The organism is Sphingorhabdus sp. EL138 (assembly GCF_945890115.1).
GTDB lineage: Bacteria > Pseudomonadota > Alphaproteobacteria > Sphingomonadales > Sphingomonadaceae > Sphingorhabdus_B.
The window spans coordinates 1-19,251 of record NZ_CAMDCK010000026.1; the positions used below are offsets into that span (position 1 = coordinate 1).

Annotated in this window: 21 protein-coding genes; 13 read left to right on the forward strand and 8 right to left on the reverse strand. The window is 57.0% G+C overall.

All coding sequences use genetic code 11. The annotated features are described in order from the left end of the window. Window positions 1-150 precede the first annotated feature (150 nt). Window positions 151-1,071 carry a peptidylprolyl isomerase gene (locus tag Q0O07_RS10570; RefSeq protein ID WP_295493401.1) on the forward strand — a complete coding sequence of 307 codons (921 nt, stop codon included), beginning with the start codon at window positions 151-153 and terminating at the stop codon, window positions 1,069-1,071. A 66-nt stretch (window positions 1,072-1,137) separates the two neighbouring features. On the opposite strand, the gene Q0O07_RS10575 is transcribed toward Q0O07_RS10570, so the two are convergent. From Q0O07_RS10575 to hemC, 3 genes are read right to left on the reverse strand one after another with little or no spacing between them, the layout of a single operon-like run. Further along, on the reverse strand, window positions 1,138-1,986 hold the full coding sequence (locus Q0O07_RS10575) for a hypothetical protein (protein WP_295493404.1): 849 nt from the start codon (window positions 1,984-1,986) through the stop codon (window positions 1,138-1,140). Continuing rightward, window positions 1,983-2,708 (reverse strand): uroporphyrinogen-III synthase, encoded by a 726-nt coding sequence (locus tag Q0O07_RS10580; RefSeq protein WP_295493406.1) that lies wholly within the window; start codon window positions 2,706-2,708, stop codon window positions 1,983-1,985. The genes Q0O07_RS10575 and Q0O07_RS10580 overlap by 4 nt, the downstream gene beginning before the upstream one ends. Continuing rightward, window positions 2,705-3,640: a hydroxymethylbilane synthase gene (hemC, locus tag Q0O07_RS10585; protein WP_295493408.1), complete on the reverse strand. Its 936-nt coding sequence runs from the start codon at window positions 3,638-3,640 to the stop codon at window positions 2,705-2,707. The genes Q0O07_RS10580 and hemC overlap by 4 nt, the downstream gene beginning before the upstream one ends. Window positions 3,641-3,682: 42 nt before the next feature. Between hemC and tsaD the strand changes: the two genes are divergently transcribed. The 3 genes from tsaD to Q0O07_RS10600 are packed head-to-tail and all read left to right on the forward strand — an operon-like array spanning window position 3,683 to window position 7,247. Continuing rightward, window positions 3,683-4,717 (forward strand): tRNA (adenosine(37)-N6)-threonylcarbamoyltransferase complex transferase subunit TsaD, encoded by a 1,035-nt coding sequence (tsaD, locus tag Q0O07_RS10590; RefSeq protein ID WP_295493410.1) that lies wholly within the window; start codon window positions 3,683-3,685, stop codon window positions 4,715-4,717. Continuing rightward, window positions 4,714-5,709 carry an NAD(P)H-dependent glycerol-3-phosphate dehydrogenase gene (locus Q0O07_RS10595; RefSeq protein WP_295493412.1) on the forward strand — a complete coding sequence of 332 codons (996 nt, stop codon included), beginning with the start codon at window positions 4,714-4,716 and terminating at the stop codon, window positions 5,707-5,709. The genes tsaD and Q0O07_RS10595 overlap by 4 nt, the downstream gene beginning before the upstream one ends. A gap of 41 nt (window positions 5,710-5,750) precedes the next feature. Beyond that, window positions 5,751-7,247 (forward strand): lipopolysaccharide biosynthesis protein, encoded by a 1,497-nt coding sequence (locus Q0O07_RS10600; RefSeq protein WP_295493414.1) that lies wholly within the window; start codon window positions 5,751-5,753, stop codon window positions 7,245-7,247. Here the strand turns inward: Q0O07_RS10600 and Q0O07_RS10605 are convergent. Then, on the reverse strand, window positions 7,244-8,239 hold the full coding sequence (locus Q0O07_RS10605) for an adenosine kinase (protein ID WP_295493416.1): 996 nt from the start codon (window positions 8,237-8,239) through the stop codon (window positions 7,244-7,246). The genes Q0O07_RS10600 and Q0O07_RS10605 overlap by 4 nt on opposite strands. Window positions 8,240-8,312: 73 nt before the next feature. Between Q0O07_RS10605 and Q0O07_RS10610 the strand changes: the two genes are divergently transcribed. Both Q0O07_RS10610 and Q0O07_RS10615 read left to right on the forward strand, forming a co-directional pair. Then, complete coding sequence (locus Q0O07_RS10610; protein WP_295493419.1) at window positions 8,313-8,972, forward strand: EI24 domain-containing protein; 660 nt, start codon at window positions 8,313-8,315, stop codon at window positions 8,970-8,972. After that, on the forward strand, window positions 8,969-9,355 hold the full coding sequence (locus tag Q0O07_RS10615) for a hypothetical protein (protein WP_295493421.1): 387 nt from the start codon (window positions 8,969-8,971) through the stop codon (window positions 9,353-9,355). Before Q0O07_RS10610 ends, Q0O07_RS10615 begins: the two co-directional genes overlap by 4 nt. A gap of 52 nt (window positions 9,356-9,407) precedes the next feature. Here the strand turns inward: Q0O07_RS10615 and queG are convergent, their stop codons facing one another. Next, entirely contained in the window at window positions 9,408-10,502 is a 1,095-nt protein-coding gene (queG, locus tag Q0O07_RS10620; RefSeq protein WP_295493422.1) for a tRNA epoxyqueuosine(34) reductase QueG, read from the reverse strand. A gap of 79 nt (window positions 10,503-10,581) precedes the next feature. Here queG and Q0O07_RS10625 point away from each other — a divergent pair, with 79 nt between their 5' ends. The 4 genes from Q0O07_RS10625 (at window position 10,582) to msrB (ending at window position 14,650) form a co-directional block, all read left to right on the forward strand. Beyond that, window positions 10,582-11,514: an ABC transporter ATP-binding protein gene (locus tag Q0O07_RS10625; RefSeq protein WP_295493426.1), complete on the forward strand. Its 933-nt coding sequence runs from the start codon at window positions 10,582-10,584 to the stop codon at window positions 11,512-11,514. Further along, window positions 11,511-12,737: an ABC transporter permease gene (locus Q0O07_RS10630; RefSeq protein ID WP_295493428.1), complete on the forward strand. Its 1,227-nt coding sequence runs from the start codon at window positions 11,511-11,513 to the stop codon at window positions 12,735-12,737. Before Q0O07_RS10625 ends, Q0O07_RS10630 begins: the two co-directional genes overlap by 4 nt. Window positions 12,738-12,826: 89 nt before the next feature. After that, complete coding sequence (locus Q0O07_RS10635) at window positions 12,827-14,107, forward strand: cytochrome P450 (protein WP_295493430.1); 1,281 nt, start codon at window positions 12,827-12,829, stop codon at window positions 14,105-14,107. A gap of 60 nt (window positions 14,108-14,167) precedes the next feature. After that, window positions 14,168-14,650: a peptide-methionine (R)-S-oxide reductase MsrB gene (gene msrB / locus Q0O07_RS10640; protein WP_295493432.1), complete on the forward strand. Its 483-nt coding sequence runs from the start codon at window positions 14,168-14,170 to the stop codon at window positions 14,648-14,650. A 27-nt stretch (window positions 14,651-14,677) separates the two neighbouring features. Here msrB and Q0O07_RS10645 read toward each other — a convergent pair whose 3' ends face one another. Continuing rightward, window positions 14,678-15,331, reverse strand: coding sequence for an ankyrin repeat domain-containing protein (locus Q0O07_RS10645; protein ID WP_295493435.1), 654 nt, complete (start codon window positions 15,329-15,331; stop codon window positions 14,678-14,680). 56 nt (window positions 15,332-15,387) lie between these two features. On the opposite strand from Q0O07_RS10645, the gene Q0O07_RS10650 reads away from it, so the two are divergent. From Q0O07_RS10650 to Q0O07_RS10660, 3 genes are read left to right on the forward strand one after another with little or no spacing between them, the layout of a single operon-like run. After that, window positions 15,388-16,008 (forward strand): SCO family protein, encoded by a 621-nt coding sequence (locus tag Q0O07_RS10650; RefSeq protein ID WP_295493439.1) that lies wholly within the window; start codon window positions 15,388-15,390, stop codon window positions 16,006-16,008. Window position 16,009: 1 nt separating this feature from the next. Beyond that, window positions 16,010-16,444 carry a YcgN family cysteine cluster protein gene (locus Q0O07_RS10655; protein WP_295493441.1) on the forward strand — a complete coding sequence of 145 codons (435 nt, stop codon included), beginning with the start codon at window positions 16,010-16,012 and terminating at the stop codon, window positions 16,442-16,444. Beyond that, window positions 16,401-17,135 (forward strand): M48 family metallopeptidase, encoded by a 735-nt coding sequence (locus Q0O07_RS10660; RefSeq protein WP_295493443.1) that lies wholly within the window; start codon window positions 16,401-16,403, stop codon window positions 17,133-17,135. Before Q0O07_RS10655 ends, Q0O07_RS10660 begins: the two co-directional genes overlap by 44 nt. 57 nt (window positions 17,136-17,192) lie before the next feature. On the opposite strand, the gene Q0O07_RS10665 is transcribed toward Q0O07_RS10660, so the two are convergent. Then, the gene (locus Q0O07_RS10665) at window positions 17,193-17,822 is read right to left on the reverse strand and encodes a hypothetical protein (protein ID WP_295493444.1); all 630 of its coding nucleotides are present in this window, start codon (window positions 17,820-17,822) and stop codon (window positions 17,193-17,195) included. Window positions 17,823-17,910: 88 nt separating this feature from the next. After that, a complete protein-coding gene (purD, locus tag Q0O07_RS10670; protein WP_295493447.1) occupies window positions 17,911-19,191 on the reverse strand; it encodes a phosphoribosylamine--glycine ligase in 1,281 nt (426 codons plus the stop codon). Window positions 19,192-19,251: the final 60 nt, after the last annotated feature.

The following is a 19,251-nucleotide window of genomic DNA, read 5'->3' on the forward strand; positions in this document are numbered from 1 at the left end:
CGAACCCACGATAGAGTCACCCCTATACACACTTTCCAGGCGTGCGCCTTCGACCACTCGGCCACGTCTCCGCATTCCCCTTGGGGACGCACGCCCCTAGCCGCTCCTTTGCGCTTTCGCAAGGCACAGTGATTTGCCATAATGCATCATATGAAAAGATATCTGCCTTTGGTCGCCATCGCCGCTTCATGCGCGTCACTTCCGCTTTTGGCGCAGCAAGCCAAAACCTACCCTGCGCCGTCGGAAATTGTCGCAGCAGCCAAGGCGGACGAATGGGTGGCAATCGCGCCGTCGGACCTTGTGGTGATGGACCTAGCGCCCGATTCGAAAGCCAAGCCGCGCCGCGTGGTTATCCAGTTAATCGCTGAACCCTTCAGCCAAGGCTGGGTCGGAAATATCCGTAAGCTGGCGGCGGCGGCTTGGTGGGACGGCACAAGCATCAACCGCGTGCAGGACAATTATGTCGTGCAATGGGGCGATGCGACCGAGAAGAAGGGGTTGCCGGAAGGTTTGGCGACCGTGGGGGCAAAGGATTACGTCACACGTGACTGGCCAACTAAGGACTGGATTTTTGCTCAGGCAGACGGAAGGCCGGACGCCTACGCAGGAGCTTATGGATTCTATACTGGCTGGCCGCTAGCACAAGGTCGTGAAGAGGTTTGGCCCACCCATTGCTATGGCATGGTTGGCGTTGGCCGCAACCTCTCGCCCGATACCGGAACAGGCGCTGAACTCTACACTGTCATCGGTCACGCGCCGCGCCACCTGGACCGCAATATTGCTTTGGTCGGCCGCGTGATTGAGGGCATTGAACATATGTCGAGCCTGCCACGTGGCACAGGCGCGCTTGGCTTTTACGAAAATGAAGAAGAGCGCGTGCCGATCCTGTCTGTGCGTCTGGGTAATGACATGAAGGACGTACCTGCGTTCGAATATTTGAACACCGACAGCGCAAGTTTTGCGGCTTATGCCGACGCGCGGGCGAACCGGCGCGACCCGTTTTTCAATGTGCCAGCGGGCGGCGCGGATATTTGTAACATTCCGGTGCCGGTGCGCCGCAGGGCGAAATGAAATCGTGGCTTAATCAGCCCTTAACCCCGACATGGACCGCCGACGCAAAGGCCGAACGGATGTGCCTTACGGAGTTGCGGAAGCCTTAGCGGCAGGCGCCTGGGCAGGCGCTGGCATAGTTACTGGCAAGACCACAGGGCGGATCAAAGCCATTTGTTCCAAACGATCAAGGGCCTTACGGGCATCGGCGTAGCGTTTCGCGCGGATCATCCACGGCTGGGCCGCAGGTGCACCCGGCATCGCTGTGACCTCCGACAGGGCCGCTGACAGATTGCCCGCCTCCACAAAAGCTTGGGCGCGGATCAGGCGCTGTTCCGGGGTGCGCGTTGACCCATCATCGCGGCGCAACACGAAAAGCTGAGAAAGCTCACGCTTTACGGTTTCCCAGACGCTGTTATCGCGATGACTGGAGACCAATATAGGCGCTAGTTCGCTAAGCTCTGTCTGCAGTTTATCGATGGTGACGGGCGCCTGCGCTGCAGAAATAATGGTTGCAACCGCCTGCGGCTGCGTTGCGCCAAAGCGAAGCCGCAGCTGTTCCGCCAAATATCCCAAGGATGCGCCATTATCGAGCCTCCGGCGCACGGCAAATGTCAGCAGCAGCCCTTCACCACGCACCGCGTCACCCGATATCGCGGGGTCCGTTACATAAACCGGAACCGCTTGACCTTCGACCTGCACCGTCGCGCCAGCGGCAGCCAGCCTTGCAGGCGCGAGATTAATTGAAGGCAAAGGCGCTGCTATGTTTTCTGCTTCCGCCGCCTCTTGAGCCGTCGGCGCGAGAATACCAAAACTATCAGCCAGCCACCATGTCGCCGCTGCACCGCCGCTGAAGGCGAAGAAAAGCAACAGCATGAAATACTTGAATTTCATCCCACCAGCCGAACCGGTCTGTGCTGTTGGATAATCGGTCATATTAGTCCTTTAATAGCCGCGCCGCGTTCAGTTGGGCGTTGCGCGGGTATAAACTGTCCTTGAATGGCTTTCAACAATGCAGCGTCATTGGGTGCGTCTGCGATGATCATCGCCCCCCAATTTTCCCCGGCTGCCTTAGCAATCGCGTTTGAAAATGTCGCGAGCGTGACGTTGGCGCGCGGCAAGCCCATGCTCGCACATAGCTCTGCGAAATGCCGCGCGGCGCGTGACGAATGCAAGATCACGACATCGCTTTCGGTTATATGACGCAAAAAGTCGTCCGGTGTGCCGACGGTGGCGCTTCGGTAAACGATTTCAACATCGATACGGGCACCATCGATATGCGGAATGGCGCTATGATCTTCGCCTGCCAACCATAACAGTCTTTGATGGCCGTCGGCGATTGCAACCCGCACCAGCGCGTCAACGCCTTCAGATCCCGTTTTTGCAACGGCCACCAACAATGTGTTCAGCGCGCTAGCGGTGGCGCTGCCCACGGCATAAATTGGCTTGCCATGATCCTGCGTCAGGAATTGCACCGCAGCGCGCGCAGCATTACCGCTGGTCAGCAATATCGCATCATAACCATCTGCCGAGGCGCGCTGCACGGGCAGATGCTCGATGGCAAATAACGGCATGAGAATGGGCTCATGCCCCGCCGCGCGCAGGCGATGCTCCGTTGCATCGGCGCCAGGCTGCGGACGGATAATCAACAACTTCACGATGCGAAAATGCCTCGCAGCTCCGCGCTCGCTTTACCCAGCAATTCTTGCGCAAGCTGCGCCGGGCCATCACCACCAATTGCGTATAGACATTCGCCCGATTGCAGCTCGCTGCCGTCGGCGGTGAAGATTTCGGCGCGCAGGCGGACCTGCCCCCTTTCAACGCGCGCCAGCGCCGCAACCGGGGAGTGGCAATTGCCACCCACGGCGGCAAGAAACGCGCGCTCAGCATTGACGGCAACAAATGTATCAGCGTCGTTGATAGCCTCTAATAAGGGAATGAGGTCGGCGCGGCTGGCCAATCGGTCAATGCCGACAGCGCCTTGCGACGCCGCTGGCAAAAACGCATCAAGCGACAGTTCGGCCCCCACATCGGCCATGCCCAAACGGTCAAGTCCGGCAGCGGCGAGCAAGGTGGCATCGGCGTCATTTGCGTCAATATGCGCAAGCCGAGTCGCGACATTGCCCCGTAGCGGCACAATCTGCAAATCAGGCCGCACCCGTTGCAACTGCGCCGCGCGCCGGGGACTCGACGTGCCGACACGCGCGCCTTGTTTCAAATCACCAAGCGACGTAGCTCCTATCAACCGGTCATGGACGTCGGCACGCGGCAGCATCGCAGAAATGACAAAAATGTCGGCGCGCCATGTTTCGACGTCTTTCATCGAATGGACGGCGATATCAATCTGATCATCGATCAGCGCACGTTCCAGCTCCTTGGTCCAAAGCGCTTTCCCGCCAATATCGGACAGTGGCCGGTCCTGAATCTTGTCGCCCGTCGCTAGCATTGGAACGAGCATCACCGCGTCATCGGGCAGATTATGCGCCGCTTTCAAAGCCGCCATGGTCATCTCGGCCTGGACCAAAGCTAGCGGAGAACGGCGGGTTCCGATGCGTAAAGGACGCTCGGCTGTGAATATTGGAATTGTCATGCGACTTGTTCATAGCGGCGCGTCCACCTATGGGAAAGCACAATGACAATCATCTTGGGTCTTGAATCAAGCTGCGACGAAACCGCAGCGGCAATCGTGCGGACCGACCGGACAATCCTAAGCCATGCCTTGGCAGGGCAAGAGGATCATCACCGCGCCTTTGGTGGCGTCGTTCCCGAAATCGCGGCGCGCGCACATGCAGAGTTGATGACGCCCTTGGTCGAAACGGCGTTGGCCGATGCCGGGCTGACCCTGAACGAGGTTGATGCCATTGCGGCGACCGCTGGCCCTGGCCTTATTGGCGGCGTCATGGTCGGGCTAGTCACGGCAAAGGCGCTTGCCATGGCATCGGGCAAGCCGCTGATTGCCGTCAACCATCTTGAAGGACACGCCTTGTCGCCGCGCCTCATCGATGCGAGCCTAGAATTTCCTTATTTGCTGTTGCTTGTGTCGGGCGGGCATTGCCAGTTGCTGCGCGTCAACGGCGTTGGCGATTATAACCGTCTTGCGACCACCATCGATGATGCAGTGGGAGAGGCGTTTGACAAGACCGCTAAAATCTTGGGCCTCGGCTTTCCTGGCGGGCCAGCGGTCGAACAAGCTGCCGCCATCGGCAATGCCAACAACGTGCCCTTGCCAAGGCCGTTAAAAGGCGCGGATGAGGCGCATTTCTCCTTTGCCGGCTTGAAAAGCGCCGTCCTGCGCGCGCATGAAACGGGCCAGTATAGGATACAGGATATTGCCGCGTCGTTCCAATTGGCGGTCATCGACTGCCTTTATGACCGCATAACCTACACGCTGGATCGTATAGATGCGCCTGCTGCCTTAGTGGTGGCTGGGGGTGTTGCGGCCAATGTGCCAATCCGTGAGATGCTGGAAAAGCTGGCTGCGCAGCGTGGAATGCGCTTTGTCGCCCCTCCCTTGTGGTTGTGTACCGACAATGGCGTCATGATCGCTTGGGCCGGTGCAGAGCGCTTTGGCATGGGCCTCACAGACGGGCTGGACTTTGTCGCGCGCCCCCGTTGGCCGCTTGACCCCCATGCCGCACCCGCGCGCGGCGCAGGCGTAAAAGCGTGAGGGCAGACACCCATCCCATCGGCATCATCGGCGGCGGCGCGTGGGGCACGGCGCTTGCGGCAGTCATGGCGCACATTCACCCCCATGTGCTGCTATGGGCCCGCGAAGAAGATGTCGTGCGCAGCGTGAACACCCAACATGAAAACAGCATGTTTCTGGCCGGAACGCCGCTGTCGCTTAAGATCGAAGCTACCACCGACCTCGCGCGCATGGGTGAATGCGAAGCATTGATGATTGTTACCCCGGCGCAGTATGTGCGCGCGACTTTGTCCGCACTTCCCGATACGCAAGCGCCGCTGATCCTATGTGCCAAGGGGATTGAGGCCGACACGCAAATGCTGGTGTCAGACGTCGCAGCGCAGGTGCGACCGCACAATCCGCTCGCGGTGCTTTCAGGCCCGACATTTGCGCATGAGGTAGCGGCTGGAAAGCCAACTGCGGTGACTCTTGCGACCGCAAGCCCGGCGCTTGGCTCGTCACTCATGCGCAGTATCGCCACCCCTTCTTTTCGTCCCTATTGGTCAGATGATGTGGTTGGCGCGGAAATTGGCGGCGCGGTTAAAAATGTGCTCGCGATTGCGTGCGGCGTTGTCGATGGCGCTGGCCTTGGCCTGAATGCGCGCGCCGCGTTAATCGCGCGCGGCTTTGCAGAAATGCAGCGTTACGGCTTGGCGCGCGGTGCAAAAGCCGAAACGCTGGCCGGGCTATCTGGGCTGGGCGATTTGGTGCTGACTTGCAGTTCGGAAAACTCGCGAAACTTCTCCTTGGGCCGCGGCCTTGGGCAAGGACAAGCAGCGGAGAATCTACTCGCCGACCGCAAGACCATTGCCGAGGGTGCCTTTACCGCACCCGTGCTTTTGAAGTCGGCTACCGCCCTGTCCGTCGAAATGCCAATCGTTTCAGCTGTTTGCGCGTTACTCGCTGGCACGGATACTGTAGAGGCCATAGTGACCGAGTTATTGGCCCGTCCACTCAAGTCCGAAAGCTGGTAACTGCAGCCTGGAACCGCTAGTTGACGCACAAAGGACCGCATTTGACTAAAGCTAGAACAGATGAAGAAGACATCCAAGCGCTGGCCAAGGGCGGCCGCATTAATGTCTTTGGATTCGTGCTGCGGCTGGCGGCACGTATCCCATTCTTGTTCATCGCAGGGCGGCTTTATGGTCCCGAGGCGCTTGGCCGTTTTGCGTATGCGATTTTGATCGTTGAATTTGCAGCTCAGCTTGGATCGCTTGGCCTGCGTCGGGGGCTTGCGGAGCTCTTGTCTAAGGAAGATCAGCCCCACGCTCATATCATCGCGGATTGCTTGCTCGCCGCGTTGGTCGCTTCGGCACTGGGCGCTGCATTTCTGATCGCATTGCCACAATTCCTGTTTCCCAACAGCGGCATCAACGGGTTAGATCGATTTTTGCCACTGGCGATTTTTGCGATTGTGGCGACGGACATTGCGCTGTCCGCGCTCGCCTATAAGTTTGACATCCTGTCCACCGTTCGCGCGCGCGCCGTTGTCGAGCCTTGGACGATTAGCATCGCTGCGGGTATACTTTATTTCTATTCCGCCCGCGATGGGCTGATCCTAGCTTATGTCGTCTCTTTGGCGGCGGCATTGGTTTTTGCGCTGTGGCCCTTATGGCGCAGCTATGGCCTTCCGCGCGGCTGGCGGCCAAGCCCGACGCGCTCGCTTAGGATTGCGCGGCGCAACCTGCCGCTCGCTGCTGCAGATGCCGCCGAATGGGGCAGCCGGCGGCTTGACCTTGCGATATTGGGCTTGTTCGCCTCGCCAGCCATAGTTGGAATTTATTATGTCGCGCAACAAGTCGCGAGCTTGCCCCAGAAGTTGAAAACCAGTTTCGACCCAATTTTGGGGCCGGTCATTACCCGCAATTTGCAGACGCAAAACTATGCAGAAATCGCCAAGCAAGTGGGCCAAGTCGGCTTCTGGATCATTGCGGCTCAGGCAGGAATTGCACTGGCACTGGGTATCCCGGGCGAAGCCGTGATGGGGCTTGTGGGACCTGAGTTTGTCGGCGGCGCTATGGCGCTTACCTTTTTGCTCGCAGCAGAAGTTGCCGCCGCCACCGCCGTTGTGAGCGAATCCGCCTTGGTTTACATGGCGCGCCACCGAAATCTTTTGATCTCGATCGGCATGCTAGCGGTACAGGCATTGGTGAGTATAGGCCTCATCATACTGGTGGACGATTTGCCCATTAAGCCACAACATCTCGGCTTATATCAAGCGGCAGCAGTGGCGTGCGGCCTGACTATTTCGCTTGGGATTGGGTCACTTATCAAATCCCGGTTTCTGTCGCATTTGCTTGGCTGGGCGATTCGTGTCTGGCGCTGGACGTTACTCATTGCCGTTGCGGCTGCCGCGCTGCTTGGGACCACTATCGTGCAGGTGCCCGCCCGCTTTGAATGGGTAGAACTGACAATTGGTATTCCCGCCATTCTCGGCCTTTATAGCTGGATCATTTGGCGCTGGGGCTTTGGTCCCGAAGATCGGGTGCTATTCCGCAAGAAGCCGGATTAACCTAAGCGCTTCGCAACCAAATCAGCAATATCTGCTTCTGGACGCGCGCCATAATGCGCTATAATTTCTGCTGCGCACACTGCACCCATGGTCAGGCATTCCGCCATTGGGCGCCCCTGCGCAAGGCCGGCAAACACGCCAGACGCAAACAGGTCACCTGCGCCTGTGGTATCGACCAGCTGCGCCACGGGTTCAGCACGCACTTCCGTCCGTACGCCATTTTCGACAGCGATTGCGCCATGTTCGCCGCGCGTGCAGACGAGCAATGGAACCTTGGCCGCGATAGCGGCAACAGATGCTTCGAAATCATCGCTGTTATTCAGCGCGCAGATTTCAACTTCGTTCGAGAATAAGATATCAATCCGACCAGCGTCCATCTCGGCAAGGAAGTCAGGGCCGTGCCGCGAAATCACAAATGCATCTGATAACGTCAAAGCCACCTTGCGGCCCGCCGCGCGCGCGACATCAATGGCGGTCCGCATCGCAGCGCGTGGCTCTTCAGGGTCCCACAAATACCCTTCAAGATACAAGATCGCGGCGCTTTCGATCAGCGATGGGTCGATTACCGATGCAGGCAGAAATTGGGACGCACCCAAAAAGGTATTCATCGTGCGCTGCGCATCAGGCGTAACCAATATGTAGCAACGCGCGGTCGATGGCGCGCCGTCGCGGGCGGGAATATCAAAATGGATGCCGCCTGCGCGAATATCATGCGCAAAAACCTCACCCAGCTGATCGGTTGCAACTTGCCCGATAAACGCCGTCTTGTGCCCAAGTCGTGCAAGGCCAGCCAAGGTGTTCGCCGCCGAACCACCGCTAATTTCGCGGGCAGGTCCCATATGCCCGTAAAGCGCCTGTGCACGTTCCTCGTCGATAAGCTGCATGCTGCCCTTTGCCAGGCCCTCGCTGGCGATAAACGCATCGTCGGTGTCGGCAATGATATCAACAATGGCATTACCAATTGCGAGGACGTCGAAGCGGGTGTCAGTCATAAAGATTCCTTCATAAAGCTAACGCGCCCCTAGTTGGGTTGGACATTTCCGGCAAGCGCTTTAGAATGGCGATATGATCCAAGCATTGATGCTTTCGTTCCAAAGCCTGTCCGACCGGCGCGTCGCTATTGTGATGGTCAAGGTGGTCGTTTTGACCATTATCACCCTTATGGTTTCGGGCATTGGCCTGTGGTTTGCCCTGCAAGTTTTGTTCGGCTGGCTGAATGTCCATGACACAGGTTTTTGGTCAGGCTTGCTATCGGCGGCGATTGTTGGTTTGTCGGGCATATTGCTGTTCCGCGTTGTTGCCATTGCCATGACATGGGTTTTTGCCGACGACATCATCGAGGCTGTTGAGGATCGGCATTATCCCCGCCACGCCGCGTTCGGCAAACGGCCAAGCCTGGGCGCAGGCATCCAAATGGCGGTAAAGTCGATAGCGCGCGTGGTCGGTTATAATCTGCTCGCTTTGCCGGTGTACATGCTTTTGCTGTTCACGGGTGTCGGTACCGCGATTGCGTTTTTGCTTATTAACGCCCTGCTTTTGGGCAAAGATCTGGAGGATATGCTCGTCGCGCGTCATGGCGCGAAAGGGGCGATGAACAAGCTGTCACGCGTCCTACTGGGACTATTTGGCACTGCTGGCATGATGGTGCCACTCGTCAACCTATTCGTGCCTGTTTTGGCGACGGCGATGGCCGTTCATTTGGTGCATTCGGAACATAGCGCGTGATCAAAAATATACTGCCACCCACCGCAATGGCGTTGTTGCTCGCAGGCTGCGTTTCCGCGCCTGAGGTGCGCGCGCCGGCACGCCAACCCACACCAGCCGCATCTTTCTCGCCGCGCCCAGCTCCCGCAGTAATACGCGGACTTGAAAGCGTGATTGGTAAAGACGCCAATGCGGTAAAACGTTTATTCGGCGAACCACGGCTGGACATTGTCGAAGTCTATGGTCGCAAGCTGCAATTTGTTGGCACGCCATGCATCCTCGATGCGTTTCTCTATCCCGAACGCAAAGGTGGGCGTGAAATCGTAACTTATGTCGACGCCCGCAGAAGCGACGGAGCCGCCGTAGACCGCGCCGCTTGTATTGAAGCCCTGCAACGCCGCTGAGCCATCAACAATCGTTTCGCCGCGCGACCGTTCCTGACCCTAGGGTCAGGACCTAGGTTGCGGCATCCCACTCGGCACGGACCGACGGATCTCGCTCCGCAGGCAGATATTCCATACGCCGCCGCGCCAACGCCTCAGGCGACAGCCGCCCCAACGCCCAAATCGCGGCGCCGCGAACCACTGGCGCGGGATCACGCAGCAAGGTTTCAATCTGCGAAACAAGTCCCGCATCATGGCCATTGCCCGCCGCGATGAGGACATTGCGTATAAACCGATCCCGTCCAATCCGTTTGATCGGCGATCCGGAAAAGAGCTTGCGGAACGCAGCGTCGTTCAAGGTCAATAAATCGGCGATCTGCGGCGCAACCAATTCTGCGCGCGGCAAAAACGCCTTATGTGCGGCAGCGGTTTCAGCAAATTTGTTCCACGGACACACGGCAAGACAGTCATCGCAGCCGTAGATATGATTGCCCATTAACGGGCGAAGCTCGGGATCAATCGGTCCCTTATGCTCGATCGTCAGATACGAGATACAGCGGCGGGCATCGAGGCGATAGGGCGCAGGAAAGGCATTGGTCGGACAAATGTCTAAACATGCGCTGCACGTCCCACAAGTGTCGCCTGCGGGCAATGCGGGCGATAATTCGGCGGTTGTGTATATCGCGCCCAGAAAAAGCCAACTGCCATGTTCCCGACTCACGACATTGCTATGCTTGCCCTGCCAGCCAAGCCCGGCGGATTGCGCCAAGGCTTTCTCCATCACTGGCGCTGTATCAACGAAAACCTTGACGCCAGCGCCTGCTTCATGGGCGAGCCATCCCGCCAGCCGCTTAAGCGCGCCCTTCACGACGTCATGATAATCGCGCCCTTGGGCATAGACCGAGATGCGTGCGCGCGTGTCTTGGTCGGCTAGAACCATGGGATCCTGCGGCGGGGCGTAGCTCATCCCCAGCATGATGACCGATTTAACCTCAGGCCATAAAATGTCGGGATTGGCGCGTTCATCGGCGCGACTTTCCATCCAGAGCATGTCGCCATGCAGGCCGTCCTTCAGCCATTGTTGAAGGCGTTCGCTCGCCGACGGCGCAAGGCGACCAGGCGCGATCCCAAATGCGGCAAAGCCCTCATCTTTTGCACGGTATTGCAAAGCGTTAACTAAATTTCTATCATCTGGCTCCACATGTCTACCTTATTCAACACCCTCACACACTTCGGGGCACATCAGAATGTATGCAATAGAGGCAAAGGGACTATTAAAGCAATTCGACGGCTTTCGTGCGGTCGATGGTGTGGACTTGAAAATTCCCGCAGGTAGCATTTTTGGCATTTTGGGTCCAAATGGTGCCGGCAAAACAACCATGTTGCGGACCTTGCTGGGGATCATTGATCCCGACGCGGGCACGCGGACCTTGCTTGGCGCCGACCGCCCCATTTTGCAGTCGCGTAACGTGGGCTATTTGCCCGAAGAACGCGGGCTTTACCAATCGATGCGCGCCGTTGACACTATTGCTTTCATGGGGGCGCTGCGCGGCCTTTCTTTGCGGGAAGGCGAGAGGAAGGGCCGTGCCTTGCTCGAAGAAGCTGGCCTTGGTTACGCCGCAGACCGGCAAATCCGGCAGCTGTCCAAAGGCATGGCGCAGACGGTGCAGTTGATGGGCACTATCGTCCATGACCCAAAGCTGATTGTTCTCGATGAGCCTTTTTCCGGGCTTGATGCCCTAAATCAAGCGAAGCTCGAAAAGATGATCCGCGCGCAGGCTGCCAAAGGCGTTACCGTTATTTTCTCGACCCATGTTATCGCCCATGCCGAACGCTTGTGCGAACGCATCGCGATTATTGCCAGGGGTAAGATTAGCTTTGATGGACTGGTATCGGAGGCCCGCGACCGTTTGCGTCCGCAAGTGCATTTGGAAACCGAAACACTTGATGGCCCATGGCGCTCGGCTCTGCCAGCGCAAGCAAAGGCAGAGGGGCATCATTGGCACTTCACCTTGCCCGAAACAGGGGTGGAGCCCCTATTAACCGCTTTGGTCAAGGGCAAAGCGGGCATAAGGTCGTTATCGATTGAACGGCCCGGCCTGCACGATGCCTTCGTGGCGATTGCAGGCGAAGATGTGGCCGCCGAAATGGATGACGCCGCCACGGGAGATACAAAATGAGAGAGATTTTCCGCGCCGCCTTCGTCATTGCCCGCCGCGATTTTACCGCGATAGTCTATTCCAAGGCGTTCATCTTCTTTCTGCTTGGTCCCTTATTGCCAGTATTGGTCGGCTTTGCGGGGAGCAATTTGGGGGAGCAGATGGCGCGAGACGTGTCGCGGCCATCCGTCGCTGTTGCGCTTACTGCGGCTGATTCTGACAAGCTTTTGGCCGCGCGCGCTTCGCTGTCCAAAACATTTGGCGATGGTTATTTCGCCGATATGAAAATCGTTGGCGACGCAACTGCAAAGCAGATACGCCCCCAAGATTATCTGCGCAAAAAAGCGGATAACTATAGCGTGGTGGTCACAGGGACGCTGACGAACCCCATCATAACAGGAACCGCACGCAGCATCGAGCGGCAACGCGCCGACATTGAACTTCTTGCCGGTTACGCGTCCAGCGGCGGCAGTTTACAACTGCCCAATGCCACGCCTGATGTCGTTGCCGAAAGCGCCAATAATGACAAGCAACTACGAACCGTCACCGCGCAAATTGGTCAGGTGCTGATATTCGCCCTCACGACATTGCTGGCGGGCATGGTTCTGTCCAATCTGGTCGAAGAAAAATCGAACAAAATTATCGAAATTTTGGCTGCGTCGATTCCGATGGAATCGGTGTTTCTGGGTAAGCTGGTTGCCATGCTCGCAATGGCATTAGTTGGCATAACCATGTGGTCCATTATTGGCTTGATCGGCTTTATGGCCATTGATCCTGATTTGCCGAGCATTCCGACGCCAGCGGTCGGATGGCCGATTTTTGCGGGGCTATGCTTCACTTATTTCGTCATGGCTTATCTGATGTTTGGTGCCTTATTCCTTGGTATTGGCGCAATGGCGTCAACGGTGCGCGAGGTACAGACGATTTCGACGCCCGTAACCATGGCGCAAATGGTGAATTTTTTCTTCGCCGCTTACGCGCTGACCAAGACCGGCGAACCCATAGAAATATTTGCGGCCGTCTTTCCGTTCAGTTCGCCTTTTGCGATGATCGGGCGCGCTGCGCTTGAGCCGACATTATGGCATCATGGTGTAGCGATTATCGGCCAATTGCTGTTCGCGTTGCTGCTGCTGCGCCTTGGCGTATATCTGTTCAAGAAGAACGTCATGAAGTCCGGAAACGCTGGCCGCGTTAAGGATGGCAGCCAGCGCAAGCTTTGGGGGCTGGTTAAAATTTCCCGATAACGCCCTTACCCCGATTAAGTTGCGGTTCGAAACTGGATTGACATTTTTGTAAGTAGTGGCACTTTCCATAGTGAGAGGAGTCGAGAAAAATGGCCACTGCCCCGATATTTGAGAGCGATTCGCTGCCTTATGAAGTGAATCAGGCGCCGCACCGCTGGGATGTAACCAAAGCGGATATTTACCTTGAGGATCGTTGGCATCCTATATTCAAGGAAATGCGGGAAAAGGCACCGATTAACAAAATCGAAGGCTCCGATTTCGGCAGCTATTGGAATGTCACCACGCTGAAAGCGATCCAGCATGTTGAGGCATTGCCAGATATTTATTCGTCTTCATTCGAACATGGCGGCATCACGCTGATCGACGACAACGCGCTCGCGGAACCTATTCCGGAAGACGAACGCGTCATCATGCCAATGTTCATTGCCATGGACCGGCCCAAGCATACTGAGGAACGCCGCGTCATCGCGCCCGCATTTACGCCGGGCGAGATGGACCGCATGTCTGGCGACATCCGACGCCGCACGGCGGAATTGCTGGATTCGCTACCCGTTGGCCAAACATTTGACTGGGTTGATCTGGTCTCGATTGAATTGACCACGCAAATGCTGGCCTTGCTGTTCGATTTCCCTTGGGAGGACCGCCGCAAACTGACCGAATGGTCCGATTGGGCGGGTGACGTCGAATTGTTCCGTTCCGAAGAAACCCGCAAAGCGCGGCTCGCCAAAATGTTCGAAATGGGTGCCTATTTCCAGAATCTCTGGAACGAACGCAAAAACAAGGGTGAAGCTCCTGACCTCATCAGCCGGATGATCCATTCGCCGATGAAGGACATGGCCCCGTTGGAATATATGGGTAACCTCATCCTGCTGATCGTCGGCGGTAACGATACGACCCGCAATTCCATGTCGGGCTATGTTTATGGCCTACATAGTTTTCAGGATGAACGTGAGAAGCTGGAACAGAACCCCGCGTTCATCACCAACGCCGTCAGCGAAATCATCCGCTGGCAGACGCCGCTGGCGCATATGCGGCGGACCGCGACGCAGGACCATGACCTGTTCGGAGCGCCCATCAAGGCGGGGGACAAAATTGGCATGTGGTATCTGTCTGCCAATCGCGACGAGAGCGTGTTCGAAAATCCGGATAAGCTCATCGTTGACCGCGAAAACGCACGTCGGCATCTGGCATTCGGCTATGGCATCCACCGCTGTGTGGGTGCGCGGCTTGCCGAACTGCAAATCCGCATCCTGCTTGAAGAGATGGCCGTGCGCCGCCTACGGCCCAACGTCGTTGCAGAACCAGAGCGCGTCGCCGGTTGCTTTGTGCATGGCTATCGCAAGATGGATGTGGAGCTGTCGCGTTATTGATATGAAACTTGTTGAGCCAGCGCAGCATGACTGCTGCCATAGCTTTCAAAGGAACATGTCATGCAATTAAGCAAACGCCAAATTCTGTCCTTCTTGAGTGTAGGTGCGGCTGGGTTCGTCTTGGGTTGTGGCCGGGATGCGACGGCCAAGACGCGCTTTGCCGTCACCTACAGCGATGCCGAGTGGAAGAAGCGATTGTCGCCAGCGGCCTATCGCATATTGCGCCAAGAGGATACCGAGCGCCCCTATAGCAGCGCGCTGAACAGCGAAAAACGCAAAGGCACTTATGTCTGTGCTGGCTGCAATAAGCGGCTGTTTTCCTCGGCTACGAAGTTCGAAAGCGGTACTGGCTGGCCAAGTTTTTACACGCCATTGGCAGGCGGGATTGGGACGAAAACCGATTATAAAATCGGTTTGCCGCGGACAGAAGTGCACTGCGCACAATGTGGCGGGCATCTGGGGCACGTCTTTGATGACGGGCCTAAGCCCACTGGCAAGCGCTATTGCATGAACGGTGCCGCTATGAAGTTCGTTCCCAACTGATCCAGTCGGATAACGTCCAGATGCGCGTTATTTAGGGCCTTCAATGCCCGAAAAGTCCAGTTCAGCAGGCTTTTTTGCGGTGTCGCCCTTGCCATGATTTTCGATAATGGTGGCAATTTCCGACGCTCGGCCGTCCTGCTTGGCATAATCGCGGGCGGAATATCCGGCGCGGCTGTCGGTCTTATCCGGGTTGGCCCCTGCCTTTAACAAGGCCCGCACGGCGTCTATATTGCGGAGTTGGACAGCCAGAATGAGCGCCGTTTCACCTGCTCGATTGCTTTGGTCGACCTGCGCTTTTCTGCGGGTAAGCACGTCTATACCCTCCACATAGCCCAATTGCGTGGCGAGCATTAAAGGGGTCGTACCTTTTTTGTCGGCCAGGTTCGGATTAGCACCCTTTTGCAGCAAATAGCCGAGCCATGTCGAATCGCGGCGCTGGATCACGATATGCAAAGCGGTTTCACCAGAGGTAATATCGCGCGTATTGATGATGACTGATCCAGGCTCTGCCAGAAACTTTTCGGCATCTTCACCTTTGCGGTCTTTCACCGCTTTCAGGAAATTATAGCTGTCCGAAAACTGCGCCATGGCAGCAGGCGCAACGACGCCGCTGGCTAATGGCAAGATGAGCCCAGCCGCTGCAATGAGAAAAAATGTCTTTTTCAACAGAATCTGTTCCATATGTATGTCCATTATCCTTGAATACTGTGTCTTAGCAGACCATGTCTGGCCTCGCTATGAACAAAACATCCCTTTTTGCCGCATCCGCCCTTCTGCTCCTATCTGCATGTGACTCTGGTCCCGCGCAACCGCCGCTCAGCGAAGCGCCGTTGGCGGGGGCGACGATCGGTGGCGATTTTCTGCTGACCGATCAAGATGGCCAGAAGCGTAGTTTTAAGGAATTCGATGGCAAATATCGCATCGTCTATTTCGGCTATACCTATTGCCCCGATATCTGCACGCCCGACATGCAGAATCTCATGGCTGGCCTGAAATCTTTTGAGAAAAAATACCCTGATCTGGCAACCAAGGTCCAACCGATTTTCATTACCGTTGATCCCGCGCGCGATACCAGTGCGGTGTTGAAACAATTTGTCAGCGCCTTTCATCCGCGCGCTATCGGTCTGACTGGCACGGACGCAGACATTGCCGAAGCTACCAAAAAATTCGCGATTTACGCCAGCCGGGTCGACGGCGGCGCGCCGGAAAACTATCTGATGAGCCACAGCCAGACGCCCTATTTGATAGGACCAAAGGGTGAGCCATTGGCGATCATGCCCGCCGATGTCCCCAACACCGACGTCAATGAGGGCGCGCCTGATCTGGTAGAGGCCGAACTGACCAAATGGGTCCGTTAATGTGACCAAAGTCCCCTTTTGGGAGGCGCCGTTAGAAAGCCTGGATCGCGCGCAGTGGGAAGCCTTGTGCGACGGGTGCGGCAAATGTTGCCTCAACAAGGTGGAGGACGAAGATACCGGTCGCATCTACCCCACCAATGTCGCCTGCAAATTGCTTGACCTAAAAACCTGTCAATGTTCCGATTATCGCGGCCGCATGGCCATTGTGCCGGAATGTCTCCGGCTCACGCCCAACAAAATCGATGATTATATCTGGCTGCCGTCAACATGCGCTTATGTGCTCCGTGCGGCGGATAAGCCTTTACCGGAATGGCATTATTTGGTCAGCGGAGACCGGCAGACGATACATGATGCTGGCATGTCTGTGCAAAATAGGGCTATATCGGAATTGCATGCTGGACCGCTTGAAAACCATATTGTCGAAAAGCCTCTCTGACCCCATTGTGGTAATCGAAGGCGAGCGCTTACCCGTGCGCATCCGTCGGAACAGCCGCGCAAAACGCATTTCCATGCGCGCCGATGCCATCAAGCGCGAAATCCGGATCACGATGCCGCATTACACCCCCACCAATGTCGCGCTCGATTTTGTCGACAAAAAGCGGGCGTGGATTGCCACACGGTTGAATAATGTAGCGGAGGCCGCCCCCATCGCCCCAGGCAGCGAAATTGCGGTCGAAGGCGAAGGCCATGTCATTGAATGGTGCGAGCAATGGCCACGCAGCGTCCGTTGTGGTGAGGGCAGATTGCGCGTTGGTGGCCCGGCATCGTCCGTAGAAGCGCGCATCCTGCGTTGGTTGAAAGCCGAAGCGCGCGCCACATTTACCAAGGAAATCGCATTTTATTGCGCCAAAGCAAATGCCCCGGTCCCGCGCCTGTCGCTTGGCGATCCACGGAGCCGTTGGGGCAGTTGCTCAAGCCATGGCACTATTTCCCTGAGCTGGCGGTTGATCATGGCCCCCGTCTATGTGCGCCGCTCCGTCATCGCGCATGAGGTCGCGCACATCCGCCATATGAACCATAGCGCCGATTTTTATGCATGGCTCGACGCGCTGTACGAAGGCAACCGAAAGGCGGCGGACCAATGGCTCAAAATGCATGGGACTGGGTTGCAGCGCGTCGGCAGATAAGGATAACGCGAAAGCGGCGCCAGTTACCTAGCGCCCGCTTTCCGTCTGATTATACATTCAACCCTTGGCACCACTTCCCAGCGCGCCATATTTTTGTTCAAAACCTGCAATGTCCCCTGCCGAAAGCAATTGGGCTTGGTCGATCCAGTTGTCTCGCGTGATCCGGCCAGCAAAAGCGCCCAGCTTGGCATCGATTTCAGCTACGTCGGCATCGGTCCATCTCGCGACCTGGGCAAAGCTGGTTACGCCAAGCCCCTTGAGCAGAGTGTTGACCTTGGGGCCCAAGCCCTTGATCAGCTCAAGATTGTCAGGGATTGATGCCGTTGGAGCAGGCTTTGCCGCCTTTGCCTTGGGCGCGGCTGGCGCTTTTGCTTTTTCGGCTTTGGCCTTGGGCGCTTTTTCCGACTTTGCCTTTTCCGCAACAGGCTTCGCCGCAGCTTTCGTTGCAGCGGTCTTCTTCGGAGCCTTAGCTTTGGCAGTCTTCGCTTTGGCCGTCGTCACCTCTGGCACAGCGGCCTGAACAACCGGCGCGATGGGCGGTGCAGGAACAGCCGCAGGCGGCGACAATATGTCCTTAGGCGCACTGTCCGTTTTCTTCTTCGCGCCGCCCATCGGCAGCAGCCACCACAATAAGCTAGCAACGATCAGGATCGCAATGATGATGATGATGATTAAATTATTGGACAATGTGTTTCTCCTCTAAAGCCCCAAAAATATATCGTTCAATTGCGCAAAATATGGATGCATGAAACCATTAGGCCGTGAAAGTTGCAGGTTAATCCATGCCGGATGCCGCCTCGCGCGCCACTTCGCGCCAGCCAATGTCTCTGCGGCAGAAACCACCCGGAAAATCGATACTGTCCACGGCGGTATAGGCAGCGGCCTGCGCCTGCGTCACCGTATCACCGGTTGCGGTGACGTTGAGCACGCGCCCACCGCTGGCGACCAATTGGCCGCCGACTTCAGCCGTCCCTGCGTGGAATATCTTGGCGTGCGTCACATCCGCCATATGAATAACGCCGCCTTTTTCCGGCACAGCTGGATAGCCATTTGCGGCCATCACAATTGTTAACGCTGCTTTGCGCGAAAATGTCGGAGCGTCCGCTTGTGCGAGCGTTCCTGTCGCAACCGCCAGCATCAAAGCGGCCAGATCGCCTTCAAAACGGGTCATCAATACTTGGCATTCGGGGTCACCAAAACGGGCATTATATTCAATGAGCTTTGGCCCCTCGTCAGTGAGCATCAACCCTGCAAACAGGACGCCGGAATACGGCATGTCATGTGCCGCCATATAGGCCACGGTTGGCTTAATGATGCGCTCCATGACTTCAGTCTGTAATGCATCGGTCAACACAAAGGCGGGCGAATAAGCGCCCATCCCGCCGGTATTGGGGCCCGTATCGCCATCGCCCACGCGCTTATGGTCTTGCGCGGAGCCAAAGGCGACAACATCATAGCCATCGGTCAATGCAAAGAAGCTCGCTTCTTCGCCGGTCATAAATTCTTCGATGACGACAGAGGCGCCTGCATCCCCAAAACCGCCGCCGAACATATCATCGATTGCGGCCTCCGCTTCGGCCCGTGTTTCGGCAATGATGACGCCTTTGCCCGCGGCCAAGCCATCCGCCTTGATAACATAAGGCGCATCGAACGCATCCAAGCCGGTGATTGCCAATGCCTTGCTGTCATATCGGGCATAGCCAGCGGTCGGGATTCCCGCCGCCGCACACATATCCTTGGTAAAGCCCTTCGACCCTTCCAACTGCGCGGCTTTTTGATTGGGGCCAAAGACCGGAATGCCGGCATCGCGCAAGCTGTCGCCTAAGCCGCTGACCAATGGTGCTTCAGGTCCGACCACGACCAGTCCAATATCATGGCCCGCGCAAAAGGCGATGACCGCCGCGTGATCGGCGCATTTGAGATCCACCAACTCCGCCTCTTGCGCGATACCGGGATTGCCCGGCGCTGCAAAGAGTGTATCGCAATTTGGCGATTGCGCGAGCTTCCACGCCAGCGCATGTTCGCGACCGCCCGAACCGATGAGCAAGATATTCATGTCCGCAAATGACCCCTTTGAAACTGCCGACCCGCAAGTCGCTCGCCTGTTAGCCGAGGA